The sequence below is a fragment of the Pseudocitrobacter corydidari genome (assembly GCF_021172065.1).
Classification (GTDB): Bacteria; Pseudomonadota; Gammaproteobacteria; order Enterobacterales; family Enterobacteriaceae; genus Pseudocitrobacter; species Pseudocitrobacter corydidari.
This window is the reverse complement of sequence record NZ_CP087880.1, coordinates 3673217-3690543: the sequence shown is the minus strand read 5'-3', so window position 1 is coordinate 3690543 and position 17327 is coordinate 3673217. Positions and strand designations below refer to the sequence as shown.

The following is a 17327-nucleotide window of genomic DNA, read 5'->3' as shown; positions in this document are numbered from 1 at the left end:
GAGGAGAAAACGGATGAAAGGTATTATTCTGGCTGGCGGGTCCGGGACTCGTCTGCATCCTATTACGCGCGGCGTATCAAAACAGCTACTGCCTGTTTATGATAAGCCGATGATCTACTATCCGCTGTCAGTGTTGATGCTGGCGGGGATCCGCGACATTCTGATTATTACCACGCCTGAGGATAAAGGCTACTTCCAGCGCCTGCTGGGTGATGGCAGCGAGTTCGGCATTCACCTCGAATACGCGGAACAACCTAGCCCGGATGGGCTGGCGCAGGCGTTTATCATTGGTGAAACGTTCCTCAACGGCGAGCCTTCTTGCCTGGTGCTGGGCGATAACATCTTCTTCGGCCAGGGCTTCAGCCCGAAATTGCGCAGCGTCGCTACGCGCGCCGAAGGCGCAACGGTCTTTGGCTATCAGGTGATGGACCCGGAACGTTTCGGTGTGGTGGAGTTTGACGACAACTTCCGCGCGATTTCGCTGGAAGAAAAACCGAAGCAGCCAAAATCCAACTGGGCGGTAACCGGCCTCTATTTCTATGACAGTAATGTGGTGGAGTATGCGAAACGGGTAAAACCGTCTGAGCGCGGTGAGCTGGAGATTACCTCAATCAACCAGATGTACCTGGAAGAAGGGAAGCTCACCGTTGAACTGCTGGGGCGAGGCTTTGCCTGGCTTGATACCGGCACGCACGACAGCCTGATTGAAGCGAGTATGTTCGTGCAGACGGTTGAAAAACGACAGGGATTCAAAATTGCCTGTCTGGAAGAGATCGCCTGGCGCAACGGCTGGCTGGATGACGAAGGCGTTAAGCGCGCCGCCGCTCAGCTCGCCAAAACAGGCTACGGCCAATATCTGCTGGAGCTGCTCCGTGCCCGTCCGCGCCAGTATTGAACCGCTGAACTGGGAAAACCAGTTCTTCGGCATTAACAGCGCGAAGGTTCTTTTTGACGAACAGGCCGCGCCGTTGACGCTGGAAGCTCTGAACGGCTGGTCACGCGTGCAGGCGAAAATTGCCGCTCATCAGACGGACCAACTGGATGCGTTGCAACAGCTGGGCTTTCAACTGGTGGAAGGTGAGGTGGATTTGGCGCTGACGGTTAAAGCCGTTGCCCATTCATGCGCCGAAGTGGCGACGGTTGACGATATCCCGCAACTTCGCCAGCTTGCCGCGCAGGCATTCGCGCAAAGCCGTTTTCGCGCGCCGTGGTATGCCATCGACGCCAGCGGGCGCTTTTACGCACAGTGGATTGAAAACGCCGTAAAAGGCACGTTCGACGATCAATGCCTGGTTTTTCGCCACGATGACGGCACGATCCGTGCATTTGTTTCTCTGCGTGAAGTGAACGCCAGCGAAGCGCGTATTGGCCTGTTGGCCGGGCGCGGCGCGGGGGCAGAATTAATGCAGGCGGCACTGTGCTGGGCACAGACGCGCGGCCTGTCGACGCTGCGGGTTGCGACGCAAATCGGCAATACCGCAGCACTGAAACGCTACATTCAAAGCGGGGCGAACATTGTCAGCACCGCATACTGGTTATACAGGTGACACCATGATTCCATTTAACGCCCCGCCGGTGGTGGGAACCGAACTCGACTATATGCAATCCGCGATGGGCAGCGGCAAACTGTGCGGCGATGGCGGTTTTACCCGTCGCTGCCAGCAGTGGATGGAGCAGCATTTTGGTAGCGCGAAAGTGCTGCTGACGCCGTCCTGTACCGCATCGCTGGAGATGGCGGCGCTGCTGCTGGATATCCAGCCGGGCGATGAAGTGATCATGCCGAGCTACACCTTTGTATCTACCGCCAACGCGTTTGTCCTGCGTGGTGCCAAAATCGTCTTTGTGGATGTGCGTAAAGACACCATGAACATCGACGAAACGCTGATTGAAGCGGCAATCACTGACAAAACCCGCGCGATTGTGCCGGTACATTATGCGGGTGTGGCCTGTGAAATGGACACCATTATGGCCATCGCGAAAAAGCATAATCTGTTTGTGGTGGAAGACGCCGCGCAGGGCGTGATGTCGACCTACAAAGGCCGCGCGCTGGGTTCTATCGGCCACATTGGCTGCTTTAGCTTCCATGAAACCAAAAACTACACTGCAGGCGGCGAAGGCGGCGCGACGTTAATCAACGATAAAGCGCTGGTGGAACGCGCGGAGATCATCCGCGAAAAAGGCACCAACCGCAGCCAGTTTTTCCGTGGCCTGGTGGATAAATACACCTGGCGTGATATTGGCTCCAGCTACCTGATGTCCGATTTGCAGGCGGCGTATCTGTGGGCACAGCTGGAAGCAGCAGAACGCATTAACCAACAGCGCCTGGCGCTGTGGCAAACCTACTATGATGCGCTGCAACCGCTGGCAAAAGCCGGGCGTATTGAGCTGCCGTCGGTACCGGAAAACTGCGGCCATAATGCGCATATGTTCTATATCAAGCTGCGCGATAACAACGATCGCAGCAAGCTCATCGCTTTCCTGAAAGAAGCAGAGATTCTGGCGGTCTTCCACTACATTCCGCTGCACAGTTGTCCGGCAGGCGAGAAGTTTGGTGAATTCCATGGGGAAGATCGGTTCACCACCCAGGAAAGCGAGCGTTTGCTCCGCCTGCCGCTGTTCTACAATCTGGCGGCAGTCAATCAGCGCACGGTGATCAATACGCTGCTGAACTACTTCGCCTGATATGTCGCTGGCTAAAGCTTCCGTGTGGACCGCCGCGTCCACGCTGGTAAAAATTGGCGTCGGCCTGCTGGTGGTCAAACTGCTGGCGGTGTCGTTCGGGCCGTCGGGCGTGGGGCAGGCGGGCAACTTCCGCCAGCTGGTTACCGTACTTGGCGTGCTGGCGGGCGCAGGGATTTTTAACGGCGTTACGAAATTTGTTGCCCAACATCATGACGACCCCGCGCAGCTGCGTAAAGTGGTTGGCACCTCGTCGGCGATGGTGCTGGGGTTTTCCACATTGCTCGCCATCGTTTTCCTGCTGGCCGCCGCACCTATCAGCCAGGGCCTATTTGGTCACACGGAGTATCAGGGGCTGGTGCGCCTGGTTGCGCTGGTGCAGATGGGTATTGCGTGGGCGAACCTGCTGCTGGCGCTGATGAAAGGCTTTCGCGATGCGGCGGGCAATGCGCTATCGCTGATTGCCGGGAGCATTATTGGCGTCGTGGCCTATTACGCCTGTTATCACTTTGGCGGCTATCAGGGCGCGCTGCTAGGCCTGGCGCTGGTGCCAGCGCTGATTGTTATTCCGGCGGCGGTAATGCTCACGCGTCGCGGTACCATTCCGTGGGTATACCTGAAGCCGCAGTGGGACACGTGGCTTGCCGGGCAACTCGGTAAATTCACCCTGATGGCGCTCATCACCTCGGTCACGCTCCCCGTGGCGTATGTGATGATGCGAAACCTGATGGCGGCGCATTACAGCTGGGATGAAGTGGGGATCTGGCAGGGGGTAAGCAGTATTTCCGATGCTTACCTGCAATTTATTACCGCGTCGTTTAGCGTCTATCTGCTGCCAACGTTATCGCGTCTGACAGGAAAATCGGAGATCACCCGCGAAATTCTTCGCTCGCTGAAATTTGTTTTACCGGCCGTCGCGGCGGCGAGCTTTACCGTGTGGTTGCTGCGCGATTTCGCTATCTGGCTGCTCTTTTCCGCGAAGTTTGCCGCCATGCGCGACCTGTTTGCGTGGCAACTGGTGGGCGATGTGCTGAAAGTCGGCGCTTACGTATTTGGTTACCTGGTGATTGCCAAAGCATCGCTGCGCCTGTATATCCTTGCAGAAATCAGCCAGTTCACGTTACTTACGGCATTTTCACACTGGCTGATCCCGGCACATGGCGCGCTGGGCGCGGCACAAGCCTATATGGCAACCTACATTGTTTATTTCGCCCTTTGTTGCGGCGCGTTTTTAATCTGGCGTAAACGGCTATGACAGCACTGATACATGTACTGGGATCGGATATCCCTCACCATAACCAGACCGTGCTGCGGTTCTTTTCCGAAGAACTGGCGGGCGTAAGTGAACATGCGCGCCGGTTTATGGTGGTGAGCCGCGACGAAAGCCTTGCGGCGGCATTTTCCGCGCTGGCTATCGAGTGTTACCCCGATAAAGCGACGCTGGCGAAAGCGGTAGTGGCGCGAGCGAAAGCGTCACGCGCGCAGCATTTCTTTTTCCACGGTCAGTTCAACACTGGCCTGTGGCTGGCGCTGCTGAGCGGCGGTATCAAACCCGCACAGGTTAGCTGGCACATCTGGGGGGCAGATCTCTACGAGGTCTCTCAGGGGCTGAAGTTCCGCCTGTTCTATCCGCTGCGCCGCATGGCGCAAGGGCGGGTGGGGCGCGTGTTCGCTACGCGCGGCGATCTCAGCTATTTTGCCCGTTTGCACCCGCGCGTGCCCGGCGAGCTGCTCTACTTCCCGACACGTATGGACCCGGCGTTAAACGCGCTGGCGCCGGACGCGCCGCGCAGCGGGAAGCTCACCATTCTGGTGGGTAACTCCGGCGATCGCAGTAACGAGCATGTCGCCGCGTTAAAGGCGGTTCATCAGCAGTTTGGCGACACGGTCACGGTGATTGTGCCGATGGGCTATCCGGCCAATAACGACGCGTACATCAACGAAGTTCGCACCGCCGGGCGGGCGCTGTTTAGCGAAGAGAATCTGCAAATTCTCAGTGAAAAGCTGGAATTTGACCACTACCTGACGTTATTACGCCGCTGCGACCTGGGCTACTTTATTTTTGCCCGCCAGCAGGGCATTGGCACGCTGTGTCTTTTAATTCAGGCGGGTGTTCCCTGCGTGCTCAACCGGCAGAATCCCTTCTGGCAGGATATGACCGAGCAGCACATCCCGGTACTGTTTACCGAAGATGCGCTGGATGAAGCGGTGGTGCGCGAAGCCCAGCGTCAACTGGCGCTGGTCGATAAAAGTGCGATCGCTTTCTTCCGCCCCAATTATCTTGCGCCCTGGCATCGCGCCCTGCGTTTAGCCGCCGGAGAGCCGACATGACGGAAATGCAATTCACCGGTCTGTTTGTCGTCTGGCTACTGTCATCGCTGTTTATCGGCACGCTTACGTGGTTTGAATTCCGCCGGGTGCGTTTTAACTTCAACGTTTTCTTCTCGTTGCTGTTTTTACTGACGTTCTTCTTCGGCTTCCCGCTCACCTGTACGCTGGTGTTCCGCTTCGACGTGGGCGTTGCACCGCCGGATGTTCTGCTGCAAACGCTGCTGGCCTCGGTCTGTTTCTACGCCGTGTACTATGTCAGCTACAAAACGCGCCTGCGACCGGCGTCGTCCGCGTCGCTGCGCAGGCCGATGTTCACCATGAACCGGGTAGAGACTAACCTGACGTGGATCCTGCTGATGGGGCTGGCGCTGCTGACGGTCGCCATCTTCTTTATGCATAACGGCTTCCTGCTGTTCAAGCTGCGCTCATACAGCCAGATTTTCTCCAGCGAAGTTTCCGGCGTGGCCCTGAAACGCTTCTTCTACTTCTTTATTCCGGCGATGCTGGTGGTTTACTTCCTGCGTCCTGGCTGGAAAGCGTGGATCTTCTTCCTGCTGAGCACGGTGGCATTTGGTTTACTGACCTACGCCATCGTCGGCGGCACGCGCGCGAACATTATTATCGCCTTCGCCATCTTCCTGTTTATCGGCATCATTCGCGGCTGGATTTCCCTGTGGATGCTGGTGGCGGCAGGCGTGATGGGAATTGTCGGCATGTTCTGGCTGGCGCTGAAGCGCTATGGCATGAACGTGAGCGGCGACGAAGCGTTCTACACCTTCCTCTACCTGACGCGCGATACCTTCTCGCCGTGGGAAAATCTGGCGCTGCTGCTACAGAATTACGACAAAATTGATTTCCAGGGGCTGGCACCAATTGCCCGTGACTTCTATGTCTTCATTCCAACCTGGCTGTGGCCAGACCGTCCCGGCATTGTGCTCAATACCGCTAACTACTTCACCTGGGAAGTGCTGAATAACCACTCCGGGCTGGCGATTTCGCCGACGCTGATTGGTTCGCTGGTGGTGATGGGCGGCGTGTGGTTTATCCCACTGGGCGCGGTGGTGGTGGGGCTTATCATTAAGTGGTTCGACTGGCTCTACATGCTGGGCAATGAAGAGACCAACCGCTATAAAGCGGCCATTCTGCACAGTTTCTGTTTTGGCGCTATCTTCAATATGATTGTGCTGGCGAGGGAAGGGCTGGATTCATTTGTTTCGCGCGTGGTCTTTTTCCTGGTTGTTTTCGGCCTCTGTTTACTGGTGGCAAAATTGTTGTACTGGCTGTTTGAAAGTGCGGGGCTGATTCATCAACGATTTAAACAGCTTAAGCATGTTTGAAAAGGATACTCATGACTGATTCACATACCGCGCCAACCTACGAGCTGCGCGGTCTGAAGCTTGTCGGCTGGCGTAACATGCAGCATGCGCTGGACTTTCTGTATGCCGATGGGCAGCTCAAAAGCGGCACGCTGGTGGCGATTAACGCCGAGAAAATGCTCACGGCGGAAGATAACGCTGAAGTCCGTACGCTCATTAACGCGGCGGAATACAAATATGCCGATGGCATTAGCGTGGTACGCTCGGTACGCAAAAAATATCCGCAGGCAGACGTTTCGCGCGTCGCCGGGGCCGATCTCTGGGAAGCCTTAATGGAACGGGCGGGTAGAGAGGGTACGCCGGTCTTTCTGGTGGGCGGTAAACCGGAAGTGATGGCACAGACGGAAGCGAAGCTGCGTCAGCAGTGGAATGTGAATTTGGTCGGCACGCAGGACGGCTACTTTAAACCGGAACAACGGCAGGCGCTGTTTGAGCGCATTCGCGACAGCGGGGCGAAAATCGTCACCGTTGCCATGGGCTCGCCTAAGCAGGAGATCCTGATGCGTGACTGTCGCGAAATCTATCCGGATGCGCTCTATATGGGCGTGGGCGGCACCTACGATGTCTTTACCGGTCACGTGAAGCGCGCGCCGAAGTTCTGGCAGAATCTGGGGCTGGAGTGGCTTTACCGCCTGCTTTCACAGCCGAGCCGCATTACCCGCCAGCTTCGCCTGCTGCGCTATCTGCGCTGGCACTACACCAATCAGCTGTAATCCCTTCCTGAAAATGTGAATGATTGCGCAATATTTGCGCGATTCATTCGCATATTTAATACTTTGTTTGCCATTTATCAAAAATTGTTAAACCATTCGCCCCCTTGATGGAAAATCCGTCTGTTTTTTGATATCCCCCTACCTGTAAGCGTTATGCGTTTTACACATAAAAATAACCGGCAATGACCGGAAATCATGCAAACACAAGAGGATTTATGGCAGAGAAAAAACCGGAGCTCCAGCGCGGTCTGGAAGCCCGTCACATCGAATTAATCGCCCTTGGCGGCACCATTGGTGTCGGCCTGTTCATGGGTGCTGCAAGTACGCTGAAGTGGGCTGGTCCGTCCGTACTGCTGGCCTACATTTTGGCTGGGGTATTTGTCTTCTTCATCATGCGTTCAATGGGCGAAATGCTGTTTATCGAGCCGGTCACCGGGTCGTTCGCCGTTTACGCGCACCGCTATATGAGCCCGTTCTTTGGCTATCTCACCGCCTGGTCCTACTGGTTTATGTGGATGGCGGTGGGGATCTCGGAAATTACCGCTATTGGCGTCTACGTACAGTTCTGGTTCCCGGAGATGGCGCAGTGGATACCGGCGCTGATTGCCGTCGGGCTGGTGGCGCTGGCGAACCTGGCGGCGGTGCGTCTTTACGGCGAAATCGAATTCTGGTTCGCGATGATCAAAGTCACCACCATCATTGTGATGATTGTGATTGGCCTTGGCGTGATTTTCTTCGGCTTCGGTAATGGCGGCCACTCGATTGGTTTCGACAACCTGACGGCGCACGGCGGTTTCTTTGCGGGCGGCTGGAAAGGCTTCCTGACGGCGCTCTGTATCGTGGTTGCATCGTATCAGGGTGTTGAATTGATCGGTATGACCGCCGGGGAAGCGAAAAACCCGCAGGTCACGCTGCGCAGCGCGGTAGGCAAAGTGTTGTGGCGTATCCTGATTTTCTATGTCGGCGCCATCTTTGTTATTGTCACTATCTTCCCGTGGAATGAAATCGGCACTAACGGCAGCCCGTTTGTGCTCACCTTCGCTAAGATAGGTATTACCGCGGCGGCGGGGATTATTAACTTTGTGGTGCTGACGGCGGCGCTCTCCGGCTGTAACAGCGGGATGTACAGCTGTGGCCGTATGCTCTACGCGCTGGCGAAGAACCGCCAGCTTCCGGCGGCGATGGCGAAAGTATCGCGCAGCGGTGTTCCGGCAGCGGGCGTGGCGCTCTCTATCGTGATTCTGCTGATTGGCTCGTGCCTCAACTACATTATTCCTAACCCGCAGCGCGTGTTTGTTTATGTGTATAGCGCCAGCGTCCTGCCGGGGATGGTGCCGTGGTTTGTGATTCTGATTAGCCAGATTCGCTTCCGTCGCGCACACAAAGAAGCGATTGCCAGCCATCCGTTCCGTTCGCTGCTCTTCCCGTGGGCCAACTATTTAACGATGGCGTTCCTGGTTTGTGTGCTGATCGGCATGGGAATCAACGAAGATACCCGCATGTCGCTGTTTGTCGGCATTCTCTTTTTAGCGGTCGTTACCCTGGTTTATAAAGTTTTTGGCCTGAATCGGGGCGTGGATCTGCAAAAAGTGGAGAAATAAGCGACAAAACGCACAAACCCTGAGCAAACGATAATTTTCTTTAAAAAGGCACTAGACAGCGGGGTGGGAAGTCCGTATTATCCGACCCCGCAACGGCGCTAAGCGCCCGTAGCTCAGCTGGATAGAGCGCTGCCCTCCGGAGGCAGAGGTCTCAGGTTCGAATCCTGTCGGGCGCACCATTTACCCGGTGCTGGAGCTGCGGTGGTTTTGATAACCGCGTAAAAGATTTGCAGTGGTGGCTATAGCTCAGTTGGTAGAGCCCTGGATTGTGATTCCAGTTGTCGTGGGTTCGAATCCCATTAGCCACCCCATTATTTGAAAGTTGTGACAATGCGAAGGTGGCGGAATTGGTAGACGCGCTAGCTTCAGGTGTTAGTGTTCTTACGGACGTGGGGGTTCAAGTCCCCCCCCTCGCACCACGACTTTAAAGATTGAACTAAAAATTCAAAAAGCAGTATTTCGGCGAGTAGCGCAGCTTGGTAGCGCAACTGGTTTGGGACCAGTGGGTCGGAGGTTCGAATCCTCTCTCGCCGACCAATTTTGAACCCCGCTTCGGCGGGGTTTTTTGTTTTCTGCGCGTCGCGCACATTTCTGAATTTCCCTCCATTCGCAAAAAACGCCCCTTTCGCAAACCTGCATATCACTATGATGGCGGATTCTGATGCTTAAGGATGGCGACGATGTCACACCAGATCCCAATCCGCGCGTTTCATGCGATGGCGAAACCCAGCGGATCCGAATGCAACCTCAACTGTACCTACTGTTTCTACCTGGAAAAGCAGGCGCTTTATCCCGACGCTGGCGCGTGCTCGCGGATGAACGATGCGACGCTCGATGCCTACATCAAAAACTATATTGCTGCTGTTGAAGGGCAGGCTGAGGTGGCGTTTACCTGGCAAGGGGGGGAGCCGACGCTGTTGGGGCTCGATTTTTATCGCCGCGCGGTGACGTTACAGGCGAAATATGGCGCGGGTCGGCGTATCAGCAACAGTTTTCAGACCAACGGTGTGCTGCTGGATGACGAATGGTGTCTTTTTTTTCGTGAGCACCGTTTTTTAATTGGCCTGTCGCTGGATGGCCCGGCGGACATTCATAACGAATACCGCCTCACGAAAGGCGGAAGACCGACGCACAAACTGGTGATGCGCGCGCTGTCGCTGCTGCAAAAGCATGGCGTCGACTACAACGTGCTGGCCTGCGTCAACCGGCAAAGCGCCCTTGAACCGCTGAAAGTCTATGATTTTCTCTGCGAGGCCGGGGTGCAGTTCATCCAGTTTATCCCGGTGGTTGAACGACAGGCCGGGCCGTGGGAAGCCAATGCAGGGCTTTCTCTGCACGGGCCAGGAAGTGAAAAGACGACTCAGGGCGTCACGGCGTGGTCGGTTCGCCCGAAAGCGTACGGTGAGTTTCTGACGGCGGTGTTCGATCGCTGGATCCAGCGCGATGTTGGTTCTATCTTTGTGATGAACATTGAATGGGCGTTCGCCAACTTTGTCGGCGCGCCTGGCGCGGTGTGCCATCATCAGCCCACCTGCGGTCGCTCGGTGGTGGTGGAGCATAACGGCGATGTTTACGCCTGCGATCACTACGTTTACCCGGAATTTCAGCTGGGTAATCTTCATCATGACACGTTTGCGGACATGATTGATACGCCCGCCCAGCAGCAGTTTGGCCAGGATAAATACGCGCGTTTGCCGATGGCCTGCAAGCAGTGCGAGGTGTTACGAGCCTGCTGGGGAGGCTGCCCGAAGCATCGCTTTATGCCAGGAGACGACGGCGAGATGAATTATCTCTGCGAAGGCTTCCGGCACTACTTCCGCCATTTGCCACCCTATCTGAAAGCGATGCGTGATCTCCTCGCCAGCGGTCGCCCGGCCAGTGATATCATGAAGGCGCATCTCATTTTTCCGCAAAAATAAAAAAAGCCCGCCGGAATTCGGCGGGCCTGCACAAGCGTTACAGCTTAACCTGCACTTTAGGCGGGTACTTCTTCAGAATTTCCATGTAGGCATGGGCTTCTGTCTGCAACGGCACGCCCATTGGGATGTGGCGCACGCCAACGGAATCTGATTCCTGCGGATCGGTGTACAGGTTAAATACCATCGATCCGGCGGTTTGCATCACGGCGCCAGTGAAGCCGCCCTGATAGCCGCTCTGGGTAAACGCATACGGCTGCTGAATAACCATATGGTATTTGAACTCATCCATACGAATCGCCGCCAGTTGGCCGTTCAGGAAGTAGTGCTCTGCCTTACGGTTAGACTGGCCGTTATCGCCGACGAAGAATGACGTTTGATCCACGCCATCAATAAAGGTGGTTTTAGGAACCAGTTTTGCCAGCTCCGCCCCCGGATGACCAGCCAGGCTCAACGCGGTTGGGAAAAGGTCAGCCAGATCGACAATACCGTCCGATTTACGCGGCTGAACCATGCCTTTCCAGTAAACGAAGGTTGGTACGCGTACGCCGCCTTCCCAGGTAGATCCTTTAGCGCCGCGGAACGGCGTACGACCGTGCGGCGGAACTTCCGCTTCCGGGCCGTTATCGGAAGTGAAGACAATCAGCGTGTTATCCAGCTGGCCGGTTTTCTCCAGCGTTTTGTACAGGTTGGCGAAGACGTCGTTCATCTCAACCATGCAATCGCCATAGGAGGTGCGTGCCGGGGAACTGCCTGCATATTTCGCATTCGGGTAGTTATCGAAGTGGCAGCCGCGCGTACCGTAGTAGAGGAAGAACGGTTTATCGCTTTTCGCCATCTTATTGATAAAGTCGACGCCGTATTTCATCCAGCGCTGGTCGAGATCTTCCATATACTTCGGCGTGATATCGGCAACCGCTTCCTGTTTGCCGCCGCGAACGGCGTGAACATCGTCTTTGCTGAACGGCAGTTTTTTGATGTATTCCGAACGTGCCGGGCTAAGCGCCACTTCCGGGTTAACGTTCACGTCGCGCCACTCGGTGTACATGTCTGATACCGAGTTAAAACCTCGGAAATCATCAAAGCCGACGTTCTGCGGCTGCGAGCCTTCGTTTTCGCCCATATGCCATTTACCAATGGCCTGCGTCACGTAGCCCTGATCGTGCAGCAACTGCGGCAGCGTGGTCAGCCCTTCCAGCCCGCCGGGCATGCCATACATTGGCGGCATCAGAATGCCGTGGTGTACGGAATACTGGCCGGTCATGATGGTGGCGCGAGTCGGGGAAGAACTTGGCTGGGAATACGCAGAGGTGAGGATTAACCCCTGGCTGGCAACGGCGTCGATATCCGGCGTCGGGTTACCGACCGCCACACCGCCGCCGTTAAAGCCGACATCCATCCAGCCCACATCATCTAAAACAAAGATCACGACGTTCGGTTTTTTGCCGGTTTTTTTCTCTAACTCAGCCAGTTTCTGCTGCGTTTGTTTATCCTGCGCCGGGTGCTGCATAACCGGCATCAGGTTATCGGCAATTTTGGTAGCCGGGGTGACCAGGTACTGGTTAGGGTGATCGTATCCAGAAAAGCCCTTACGCGCGGTGGCCGAGGTGGGGGTATCCGCCGCGCTGGCAAGTACGGGAATTGCCGCGGCCATCGCGACAACAAGCAATTTTGGTGAAAAAGAAAAATCCATTATTAATGCTCCGTTTTCATATCATCCACATGAAGGAGTAATTACGTGTTAATGCGCATAAATATTAATTTGATAAATGGATAAAAATATTTTTGCGTCCAGGATATCCTACACGTCGACTGTTTGTTTTGTAAGGCGAAAGGTGAGCATCTCTTTGATTATTACTGCTATTTAATATTCCATGAATGGATAATATTTATATTATTCATTGGTTTTAAAGTAATATTATATAAGTAAATATAGGTTTATTTTATGGGGTATTTTTATATATTTATAATGTTTATTATTAGGCCGGAATAGCGATGAAACAGGTCGTTATTACCGGTGAGCACGATTTTTGTACAGAAAATTCCCATTCCGTCAGAAAGGGGATGATTTTGTGTCAAAGTGTGTGCAATAATGCGCGCCGTAGATGCTCATTCCATCTCTTATGCTCGCCTTCTGGCCTCATAAACTCAGGAATGACGCAGAGCCGTTTACGGTGCTTATCGTCCGATGACAGATGTCGCTCAGGCCTCATCAGACACCATGGACATAACGTTGAGTGAAGCACCCATTGTTGTCATAAAGACCTGTTTTAACGCCTGCTCCTGTGAGCAGGCGTTTTTTTATGGCCAAAAAAAGGGGCCGAATGGCCCCCTGAAGCAGTGATTACTGCGGCGGGTTATTTTGCAACGTAAGCATCAACCCATCGCGGCGCATCGCCGCCGCCTCTTCCGGCTTCTTCAGACGGTCGAGGGTGTCGGCAAGCCAGGCGTAATCGTAAGCATCCGGACGCTGTTTCAGCGCGGCGCGGAAGGCGAGACTCGCTTCCTGCCACTCGCCGTGTTTCATCAGCGACTGGCCCAGCGTGCTCCACAGCAGTGGACGATCGCCCACGCTCTTAATCTGTTGGCGCAGCATTTTTTCCAGCTGTTCCGGGTTATTGGTGCGCAGACGCGGGATCAACAACACCAGACGATCGTCATACTGACGTTTCAGCCCGTCGATGATGATCTGCTGCGCGGTGTCATGATCGTCACACTCAATGAGGTGCTCAGCCATCGCCACCTGAAGCGGCACTTCGTGGCGCGTTTTCCGGCTCTGGTTTTTCCACCAGTTCCGCAACCCTTCGCTGCCCTCGTCGGCACGCGCTTTATCCATCAGGCCAATCCATGCCTGTTGCTCCAGCGCCGCGCGATGAGCTTCATCACTTACGTTGGCTTTTGCCATCGACGGGATGATATCCAGCAGCGAACTCCATGCACCGGTGCGAATATATGCCTGCTCGGCGAGACGCAGTACTTCCGGATGACGTGGGGTAATTTCCAGTAACTTATCGACGCCGTGGCGAGCGGCGTGATCTTCATTACGCGCGAGCTGTAAACGTACGCGGGTGATTTCGACCGGAATCAAATCATTGCCGGCGTTCTCTTCCGCGCGTTGCAGATGCTGGTTGGCGCGCGCTTCATCACCGCGCTGTTGTGCGGCCTCGGCGGCCAGCAGATAGTTAACCACCGGCTGTTCCGCGTGATCGGCATTTTTCGCCATCAGCTTCTCAACCTGCTGATAATCACCTTCCGCCAGTTTGAGCAGTGCCTGTTCCGTTTGCTTACGCGCACGGCGACGTTTGCGGCCGACGAACCAGCCGCGCGTATGCGCACCGGTGCGGAAGATGCGGCGCAGCACCCATTCGAGGGCAAACAGCACCACCATGATAAGGATCATGATGATCACTAACCCGGTGACGCTGGTTTCGACGTTGTAGTTATCCGTCTGGATCAGCACGTACCCCTGGTGCCCGGCGATCATTGGGCCGACGACAATCCCGGCGATCAGCAGTGCGAAGAGTAATAAGACTTTCAACATAATTACTCTCCTTGAGCCGCGGCAGGGGCGGGCGCGGGCGTTTCAGCCTGTGGAGCCGGTGCCGCCGCAGCGGGCTGCGCCATCAGATTACGCACGCGCGTCTGCATCAGTTTTTCCAGAATCGACTGGCTTTGCAGCGTTTCCGGCACGTTCATGGTGATGCTCTGCTGGCTAAGTTTGTCCACGTCATCGAGGAAGCTCTTGGTGGTGGCATCGTCGGTGTCGTAGTAGGCGCGAACCCACGTCGAAACGTTATCCAGCGCCTGTTTGTAGGTCTCTTCCTGATGACGCGGTACGGCCTGCGCGGCAACCAACAGACGTGAGCGAATGTTTTCACGCAGGTAGATATCCTGATTGGGCGCTAACAGCGGTACGGCGGTTTCATCACGACGGCGGATGGTAATAAAGCTGTCCATAAAGTTCTGCCAGCTTTTTTGCAGATTTACGCGCCACTCGCCAATTGAGCTGGAGAGCTCATCGCTATCGGAATCCATCGGGGAATCATCGGTGTTGTTATCCGCCAGACGTAGGTTATCCACCTGATTTGCTAACTGATTTACTTTCAGGATGATGCCGTCGTAGTCCACCTGAGAAACCGCGCCAAGGCTTGCGATATCTTCGGTGATGGCGCGACGGGCGCTAATCAGGCTTGGGTCGTTCATGTCGGCCAGGCTGGCGTCGGCGCTTTTCAGCAGCGCGGCGGCGGTAGTGACATCCTGATCGCTCCACAGCTTGCGGCCCGCCAGCTTCACGAGGAAGTCAGACTGCGCCAGCAGCCAGGTTTTGGCATCGGTACCGGAGATGGCCGCCACTTTTTGCTGCACTTCATCGAGCTGTTTCGCCAGCGTATCGCGCTGGTTCTGCGCCTCGGCAAGCTGTGCGGCCTGCTGTTTCAGCAAGGTGTCGAACTGCGTTTTCTGGTCGTCCTGTGCTTTTTGCAGCGCGACGAGTTGATTCGCCAGCGTGTCATTGGCGGTGGTTTGATTTACGGCCTGCTGTTTCCCCCAGCCATACAGCCCCACGCCCGCCGCCAGCGCAATCGCGATCGCCACGGCGCTCAGCACCAGGCTGGTTTTCGCGCCGCCGGTTTTCTTTTCGGCGTCAGTGGGTTTTTGTGCTTCTGGCTGTGGCGTGGTCTCCACGGCCTCCCTGGTCTCTTCAACCACGGCGGAGTTTTCTTTTTGATCCGTCATTATGGCTTCCAGTTTTGAAGTTATTGTAGTGCGCGCAGCAGCGCATCGTTGTCAGCGCTATCGGCAACCTGAATTTCCTGCCAGCCCAGCTCCCGGGCCAGTTGTGCAAGACGCTCACTGACAACCAGCAAACGGCAGCGCAGCAGCCAGTGCTCGCGATACCATTGCGGAATGAGTGCCCAAAGTTGGTGTAACATTTCCCCGCTGGTGACGACGAGGGTCGACACCTCACGTTTCTGCCAGCGCATGGCTTCTTCCGCCCCATCATAATGGACAGCACTGCGTTGATAACATTCACAGAATGTGACTTCAGCGCCGCGTGCGGCCAGCGTTTCGCCTAACAGTTCTCGCCCGCCATTGCCGCGTAAGATGAGCGCTTTCTTACCCGCAATATTTTGTAATTCAGGTAATTGTAGCAAGACTTCGCTGATTTCCCGATCCAAAGGATACCGCACCTGGCAACCACTCACCTGATGCAACGCCAGCGCGGTGCTGCGCCCAATAGCGAAACAGGCCGCCTGCTGCGGCCAGTGCTGGCCCTGTTGCTGCAATTGTGACTGGGCAAATGACACAGCGTGCGGCGATAACGCGAAGAGCAAATCGCCAGAGCTTAGGGCGTTCAGTGCGGGAGAGAGGCGCGCAAGTTCGCGACCGGGGGTGATTTCAATCAGCGGAAAGCTCCAGGCCACTCGCCCCAGTGCGCGCAAACGGCTCACTAATTCTTCTCCTTTTGGAGACGGGCGGGTGACCAGGATACTCATTCGGGCTTCTCTCCGTTGTAGACGGCGGTGAGGATCTCGCGTGCACCGTTGTTCAATAGCTCCTCAGCGAGCTCAACGCCCATGCGTTCAGCGTCTTCCGGCTTGCCGCGTCGTTCGCCGCGCACCATCTGAGAACCATCCGGCGCGCCAACCAGCGCACGCAGCCACAGTTCGCCGTCAGTCAGTTCGGCGTAGCTGCCAATCGGCACCTGACAGCCGCCTTCCAGACGCGTGTTCATGGCGCGTTCCGCCTGTACGCGCGTGGCCGTTTGCGCATCGTTGAGCGGTGCAAGCAGCGTCCGCGTAACGTCATCATCCAGGCGACATTCGATGCCGACGGCACCCTGGCCGACAGCCGGTAATGATTGCTCAGGCGGCATCGCCTGTCGAATGCGATCGTCAAGTTTCAGACGTTTCAGACCGGCGACGGCCAGAATAATAGCGTCGTAATCGCCGTTATCCAGTTTTCCAAGACGCGTGCCGACGTTGCCGCGCAGAGAACGAATCTCTAAATCGGGACGATATTCCGCAATCTGGCACTGGCGACGCAGGCTGGAGGTGCCGACGATGCTGCCTGCCGGTAAATCGTCCAGCGAGGCATAGTGGTTGGAGACGAATGCATCACGAGGGTCTTCACGCTCACAAATGGTCACCAGCCCCAGGCCTTCAGGGAAATCGACGGGAACATCTTTCATGGAGTGAACGGCGATATCGGCCCGGTTTTCCAGCAATGCCAGCTCAAGCTCTTTTACAAAGAGCCCTTTACCGCCCACTTTTGCCAGCGGGGTATCCAGGATCACATCGCCGCGCGTCACCAGCGGCACGAGTTCAACCGTCAGCCCTGGATGACAGGCCATCAGGCGGTCTTTAACATAGTGTGCCTGCCAAAGTGCAAGAGGACTTTGGCGTGTGGCAATTCTCAAAACTTTGTCTAACATGCTTGTTACCGTCATTGTCGTCCACGGACCATCCTAACATTGTTGCTTTAATGATGTTAGTTTTCACGGTGTTTGGCTAATGTCTGGGTGGCCCGTATTTTCTGGAAGTTTCCAATATAGACCTAAACGTATTGTGGAATTTACAGATAACAAACGATGCTACACTTGTATGTAGTGCAACTTTCTTTACGGTCAACCAGCAAGGTGTTAAATTGATCACGTTTTAAACCATTTGTTCGTCCGCACCACCATAATCATAAGGACGGGCGACAAAGGCC

The 17327-nt window shown here is 55.5% G+C and carries 14 protein-coding genes and 4 tRNA genes; 13 read left to right on the top strand and 5 right to left on the bottom strand.

The window, feature by feature from the left end; translation table 11 throughout:
• Nucleotides 1-13 precede the first annotated feature (13 nt).
• The 13 genes from rfbA to G163CM_RS17080 all read left to right on the top strand — a co-directional run bounded on the left by rfbA (nt 14) and on the right by G163CM_RS17080 (nt 10619).
• Nucleotides 14-895, top strand: a complete 882-nt coding sequence (gene rfbA / locus G163CM_RS17140) for a glucose-1-phosphate thymidylyltransferase RfbA (RefSeq protein ID WP_231825728.1) — start codon at nt 14-16, stop codon at nt 893-895.
• Nucleotides 873-1547, top strand: a complete 675-nt coding sequence (gene rffC, locus G163CM_RS17135; protein ID WP_231825727.1) for a dTDP-4-amino-4,6-dideoxy-D-galactose acyltransferase — start codon at nt 873-875, stop codon at nt 1545-1547. The genes rfbA and rffC overlap by 23 nt, the downstream gene beginning before the upstream one ends.
• A 4-nt stretch (nt 1548-1551) precedes the next feature.
• Complete coding sequence (gene rffA, locus G163CM_RS17130) at nt 1552-2682, top strand: dTDP-4-amino-4,6-dideoxygalactose transaminase (RefSeq protein ID WP_231825726.1); 1131 nt, start codon at nt 1552-1554, stop codon at nt 2680-2682.
• Nucleotide 2683: 1 nt separating this feature from the next.
• Complete coding sequence (gene wzxE, locus G163CM_RS17125; RefSeq protein WP_231825725.1) at nt 2684-3934, top strand: lipid III flippase WzxE; 1251 nt, start codon at nt 2684-2686, stop codon at nt 3932-3934.
• Nucleotides 3931-5010 carry a TDP-N-acetylfucosamine:lipid II N-acetylfucosaminyltransferase gene (locus G163CM_RS17120; protein WP_231825724.1) on the top strand — a complete coding sequence of 360 codons (1080 nt, stop codon included), beginning with the start codon at nt 3931-3933 and terminating at the stop codon, nt 5008-5010. The genes wzxE and G163CM_RS17120 overlap by 4 nt, the downstream gene beginning before the upstream one ends.
• Complete coding sequence (wzyE, locus tag G163CM_RS17115; protein ID WP_231825723.1) at nt 5007-6347, top strand: ECA oligosaccharide polymerase; 1341 nt, start codon at nt 5007-5009, stop codon at nt 6345-6347. Before G163CM_RS17120 ends, wzyE begins: the two co-directional genes overlap by 4 nt.
• 11 nt (nt 6348-6358) lie before the next feature.
• Nucleotides 6359-7099, top strand: a complete 741-nt coding sequence (gene wecG / locus G163CM_RS17110; RefSeq protein WP_149464873.1) for a lipopolysaccharide N-acetylmannosaminouronosyltransferase — start codon at nt 6359-6361, stop codon at nt 7097-7099.
• A gap of 215 nt (nt 7100-7314) precedes the next feature.
• A complete protein-coding gene (thrP, locus tag G163CM_RS17105) occupies nt 7315-8700 on the top strand; it encodes a bifunctional threonine/serine APC transporter ThrP (protein WP_231825722.1) in 1386 nt (461 codons plus the stop codon).
• A gap of 102 nt (nt 8701-8802) precedes the next feature.
• Nucleotides 8803-8879 (top strand) — tRNA-Arg (locus G163CM_RS17100).
• Nucleotides 8880-8935: 56 nt separating this feature from the next.
• Nucleotides 8936-9011: transfer RNA gene (locus G163CM_RS17095), tRNA-His, on the top strand.
• A 21-nt stretch (nt 9012-9032) separates the two neighbouring features.
• Nucleotides 9033-9119: transfer RNA gene (locus tag G163CM_RS17090), tRNA-Leu, on the top strand.
• Between the two features lie 41 nt (nt 9120-9160).
• Nucleotides 9161-9237: transfer RNA gene (locus tag G163CM_RS17085), tRNA-Pro, on the top strand.
• A gap of 143 nt (nt 9238-9380) precedes the next feature.
• Entirely contained in the window at nt 9381-10619 is a 1239-nt protein-coding gene (locus tag G163CM_RS17080; protein ID WP_231825721.1) for an anaerobic sulfatase maturase, read from the top strand.
• A 37-nt stretch (nt 10620-10656) separates the two neighbouring features.
• Here G163CM_RS17080 and G163CM_RS17075 read toward each other — a convergent pair whose 3' ends face one another.
• The 5 genes from G163CM_RS17075 to hemC all read right to left on the bottom strand — a co-directional run bounded on the left by G163CM_RS17075 (nt 10657) and on the right by hemC (nt 17049).
• Nucleotides 10657-12309, bottom strand: coding sequence for an arylsulfatase (locus G163CM_RS17075; protein ID WP_231825720.1), 1653 nt, complete (start codon nt 12307-12309; stop codon nt 10657-10659).
• Between the two features lie 651 nt (nt 12310-12960).
• Nucleotides 12961-14157, bottom strand: a complete 1197-nt coding sequence (gene hemY / locus G163CM_RS17070) for a protoheme IX biogenesis protein HemY (protein WP_231825719.1) — start codon at nt 14155-14157, stop codon at nt 12961-12963.
• A 2-nt stretch (nt 14158-14159) separates the two neighbouring features.
• Nucleotides 14160-15350: a uroporphyrinogen-III C-methyltransferase gene (gene hemX, locus G163CM_RS17065; protein ID WP_231825718.1), complete on the bottom strand. Its 1191-nt coding sequence runs from the start codon at nt 15348-15350 to the stop codon at nt 14160-14162.
• Between the two features lie 20 nt (nt 15351-15370).
• Nucleotides 15371-16111, bottom strand: coding sequence for a uroporphyrinogen-III synthase (hemD, locus tag G163CM_RS17060; RefSeq protein ID WP_231825717.1), 741 nt, complete (start codon nt 16109-16111; stop codon nt 15371-15373).
• A complete protein-coding gene (gene hemC / locus G163CM_RS17055) occupies nt 16108-17049 on the bottom strand; it encodes a hydroxymethylbilane synthase (RefSeq protein ID WP_231825716.1) in 942 nt (313 codons plus the stop codon). Before hemC ends, hemD begins: the two co-directional genes overlap by 4 nt.
• Nucleotides 17050-17327: the final 278 nt, after the last annotated feature.